Origin of the sequence: Bradyrhizobium sp., from assembly GCF_049512235.1 — a bacterium.
Classification (GTDB): domain Bacteria; phylum Pseudomonadota; class Alphaproteobacteria; order Rhizobiales; family Xanthobacteraceae; genus Bradyrhizobium.
Genome location: NZ_JBEKXH010000557.1, coordinates 1 through 3,900 on the forward strand (window position 1 = coordinate 1; position 3,900 = coordinate 3,900).

Here is a 3,900-nt window from a genome sequence, read left to right on the forward strand (position 1 = left end):
CGCGCGGGGGTAACCGGAGCACAGCTGCAATACCCACCATCACCGCCAAGGATCGGACCAGCTACGAAGCCTATCGCAGGCGGCGACCGGCCCTCAACCGATGCGCATCTGATCAGCAAAAATATGTGAACTTTTGCCGGACGCATTTGCCTCGACCACCTCGACCGCGACCACCTCGCCCTCGACCTCGCGCCCTCGACCATCCAGAACAGCGGCGCGGTCCCGATCGCCAATCCCAAAGCCCCCAGCAGGCCGCCAGTACACCAAAATTCGAAAGATGGTCGAGGGGCCGGCGCGCCGAGGGCCACTGTGCGGGGCTGTAGCGAACCGACAAGTTCCATCTGATTCGCTAAGCGGCTCGTCCGGGCGCAGGCCCGGAATGACGGCAGAGGGGATGTGTGAAAAGTCTTAGGGTGGGCAAAGCCAGCGCGTCGCGCGAATGCCGATCGTCTGCCCACTATCTCAAGCAAGAGGTGGGCACGGCGCGAAGGGCGCCTTTGCCCACCCTACCCTGCTTCCGTTCGATCATGCCACCCGCTCGAACAACTGCCGGATCATCGTCGTGATCCGCCCCTCGGGCGAGGCCATCTCGTTCATGATGGTAAAATGGTTGGCGCCGGGGATTTCCTCATAGCTCACCGGCAATCCGTAGCGGACGCGGTGGCCGGCGAAATCCGCGGTCTGCCTACGCAACATGGGCAGTTCGGCCTGGCCTGCGACCAGCGTCAGCGGCTTCATCGCGCCCCCCTCCTGCATCAGCGGCGAATTGCGGCGCGACATCGACCCATCAAGACCGAGCTTGACGTTGAGATAACTATGGCGGATCGGCTCGAGGTCGTAGATGCCGCTGATGCCGATGCCCGCTTTGACCTGGGGATGCGGCAGCGCCATCGCGGTCAGGTGTCCGCCGGCGGACCATCCTGACACCACGAGCCCTCCGGCGTCGCCGCCGAGATCAGGCAATTGTCCGGCGAGATAGTCGATGCCGGCGTGAATTTCGCCGACGATCTGATCGAGCGTCGCCTCCGGCGCCAGCGTGTAGCCGATCAGCGCGACATTGATGCCATGCGCCAGCGGGCCCGTGGCGAACAGCGTGAAGGTTTCCTTGGCGCGGAGCTGCCAGTAGCCGCCATGGATGAACAATAGCGTCGGCGCCTGTTCGCGGGCCTTGAGAAAGTCGATCCGGTTGCGCGGGCGCGGGCCATAGCTGAGGTCGAGATGGGCGGAATGCTGCGCACGCATGCCGGCGGAGCGACGCTCCCAGCCGGCGACGATGTCGGCGCTGTCAGCCACGGCAGCGGCGTTGTTGAGGCCGAGATCGCGATCGCGCTGGCTCATGCCAGCCCAGTCCGGCGCATCGTACGGCGTCATCATGCTTGAATCCCCGATTGGGCGCGCCGCAGCGCGCTTTGGCGCGTTGTCAATTTGCCGGAAAATGTCGTACAGGGCTAATCATTCCGCTATGGAGGGCGGAAACATTTCGGGAGATGGACTTGGCATCCAATCAGGGGCTGGTGCGGGCGACCGCCTGCGCCCTCGTCGACAAACTCAATTCAGGCGAAGTCACGCCGCTCGATCTGCTCGACGTGCTGGAGCAGCGGATCGCCGAGGTTGACGGCAAGGTAAATGCCTTGCCGACGTTGTGTTTCGATCGCGCCCGAAGCCATGCAACGTCCCTGATGCAAAAGCCGCTTGGCGAGCGCGGCCTGCTTGCCGGGCTGCCGGTGCCGATCAAGGACCTGACCGACGTCGCGGGCGTGCTTACCACCCAGGGCTCCCCGATCTACCGGGATACCATCCCGGCGCGCTCCGATCTCCTGGTCGAACATCTCGAAAGCAATGGCGGGGTCATTTACGCCAAATCGAACACGCCGGAATTCGGCGCCGGCGCCAACACCTTCAACGAAGTGTTCGGCGCCACCCGCAACCCCTGGGATCTCGCACGATCCGCCGCCGGCTCCTCGGGAGGTGCGGCGGCGGCGCTCGCCAGCGGCACGGCGTGGCTCGCCCACGGCTCCGACATGGGTGGCTCGCTGCGCAATCCTGCGAGCTTCTGCGGCGTTGTCGGCCTGCGGCCGAGCATCGGCCGGGTCGCGCATAGCCCTAAGTTCAAGATCGACCGCAATCTCGGCGTGCAGGGCCCGATGGCGCGCAATGTCGAGGATCTCGCTTTGCTGCTCGATGCCATGTGTGGCGAGCATCCGGCCGATCTGCTCTCCCTGCCCTCGCCACCGGCCTCGTTCCTGTCGGCGGCGCGCTCCGGCGGCAGGCCACGACGCGTCGCCTACTCGCCCGATCTCGGCATCACCCCGGTTGACCCCGAGGTTGTCGCCATCACCCGGAAGGCGGCCTTTCGCTTCGCCGAGGCCGGCGCGATCGTCGAGGAAGCGCATCCTGACCTGCGCGAGGCCCATGAATGCTTCCACGTGCTGCGCGCCTTCGACTTCGCGATCAGCAAGGCGGCGCTGCTGCGCGACAAGCGCGATCAGCTCAAGCCGGAAGTGATCTGGAACATCGAGGAAGGCCTCAAGCTCAAGGTCGAGCAGCTCGAACGCGCCGAGGCGCAGCGCGTCGCGATGGCCGCGCGCGCGCTCGAATTCTTTGCAAGCTACGACCTGCTGCTGGCGCCGGCCACCATCGTCGCGCCATTTCCGGTCGAGCATCGCTATGTCGCCGAATGCGCCGGCAGGAAATTCGACAATTATGTCGAGTGGCTCGCCATCGTCTATGCCATCACGCTGGTGTGCTGCCCGGCGCTTTCCCTGCCTTGCGGATTTACCGCCTCTGGATTGCCGGTCGGACTTCAGATCGTCGCACCGCCGCGTGGCGAGGCAAGGCTGCTCGCCGGCGCTGGGGTGCTGGAGGATATCCTGGGTTTACGCGGCACAACGCCGATCGATCCGAGACCAGCCAGATAATCTCTAGGAAGCAAAAACGCGCGAGCGACCGACACGACCACGGAGGAACACCTGCCATGCCTCGAAAACTGAAAGTCCATGTCGACCAGGAGAAGTGCCAGGGACATGCCCGCTGCAAATCACTGGCGCCCGAACTGTTCGAACTCGACGAATTCGGCAACGCGCACGAAGCCGGCGACGGCTCCGTCCCCGAGGGGCTCGAGGACAAGGCATGGCTCGCCAAGGCCAATTGCCCGGAGATCGCGATCGAGGTGATCGAGGAATGAACCGCCTCGAGGTAAAGCGTGCCCGGCCGATGCAGGGGGCCAAACCCAGGCGAGCGACCCAAAGCAATAAGGAACCTGTTCCAATGTCCGATCATGCCCCCGTCACCGATTGGCTGCACGATTTCGACCATACCGATCCGCGCTGGACCGAAAATCCGTTTCCGATCTGGGACGAATTGCGAGCGCACAGCCCGGTGGTTCACACCGAGCGCTTCCTCGGCTGCTACCTGCCGACCACCTATGAGGCGGTGCGGGAGATCGCGCACGATACCGAACATTTCTCCTCGCGCCGCGTGCTGGTGCGCGACGTCCGGCCCGAGACGACGGGCAAGGCCCCGCCGATCACCTCCGATCCGCCGGAGCACAAGCCCGCCAAACAGCTGCTGCTGCCGCCATTCACGCCGGACGCGATGAAAAAACTGGAGCCGCGGGTTCGCGCCATCTGCAACGAGCTGATCGACGGATTCATCGCGGACGGAAAATGCGATGCCGCGGCACGCTACACCAAGCACGTTCCGGTCCGCACCATCGCCCATATGCTCGGTATTCCGGAACGGGACAGCGACCGCTTCATCAAATGGATTCACGAAATCCTCGAGCTCGGCATCAAGGATGACGACACCCTGGTGCGCGCCGTCAACGAGATGACCGAATATTTCACCGGCCATCTCGAGAACCGCAAGCAACATCCGGCCGACGATCTGATCTCGACGCTG

The 3,900-nt window shown here is 64.3% G+C and carries 4 protein-coding genes; 3 read left to right on the forward strand and 1 reads right to left on the reverse strand.

Annotated elements, in window-relative coordinates; translation table 11 throughout:
- Positions 1-525: 525 nt before the first annotated feature.
- Positions 526-1,374, reverse strand: coding sequence for an alpha/beta hydrolase (locus ABSG20_RS31610; protein WP_423868376.1), 849 nt, complete (start codon positions 1,372-1,374; stop codon positions 526-528).
- A 119-nt stretch (positions 1,375-1,493) separates the two neighbouring features.
- Here ABSG20_RS31610 and ABSG20_RS31615 point away from each other — a divergent pair, with 119 nt between their 5' ends.
- From ABSG20_RS31615 to ABSG20_RS31625, 3 genes are all read left to right on the forward strand, one after another.
- Positions 1,494-2,918: an amidase gene (locus ABSG20_RS31615; protein WP_423868377.1), complete on the forward strand. Its 1,425-nt coding sequence runs from the start codon at positions 1,494-1,496 to the stop codon at positions 2,916-2,918.
- A gap of 56 nt (positions 2,919-2,974) precedes the next feature.
- The gene (locus ABSG20_RS31620; protein WP_423868378.1) at positions 2,975-3,184 is read left to right on the forward strand and encodes a ferredoxin; all 210 of its coding nucleotides are present in this window, start codon (positions 2,975-2,977) and stop codon (positions 3,182-3,184) included.
- Positions 3,185-3,267: 83 nt separating this feature from the next.
- Positions 3,268-3,900: cytochrome P450 (locus tag ABSG20_RS31625; protein WP_423868379.1), on the forward strand; the 633-nt coding region annotated here is incomplete at its 3' end.

Bases quoted from the DNA above. Each gene is read 5' to 3' on its own strand.
- ABSG20_RS31620 (WP_423868378.1), top strand. From the start codon at position 2,975: ATGCCTCGAAAACTGAAAGTCCATGTCGACCAGGAGAAGTGCCAGGGA.
- ABSG20_RS31610 (WP_423868376.1), bottom strand. From the start codon at position 1,374: ATGATGACGCCGTACGATGCGCCGGACTGGGCTGGCATGAGCCAGCGC.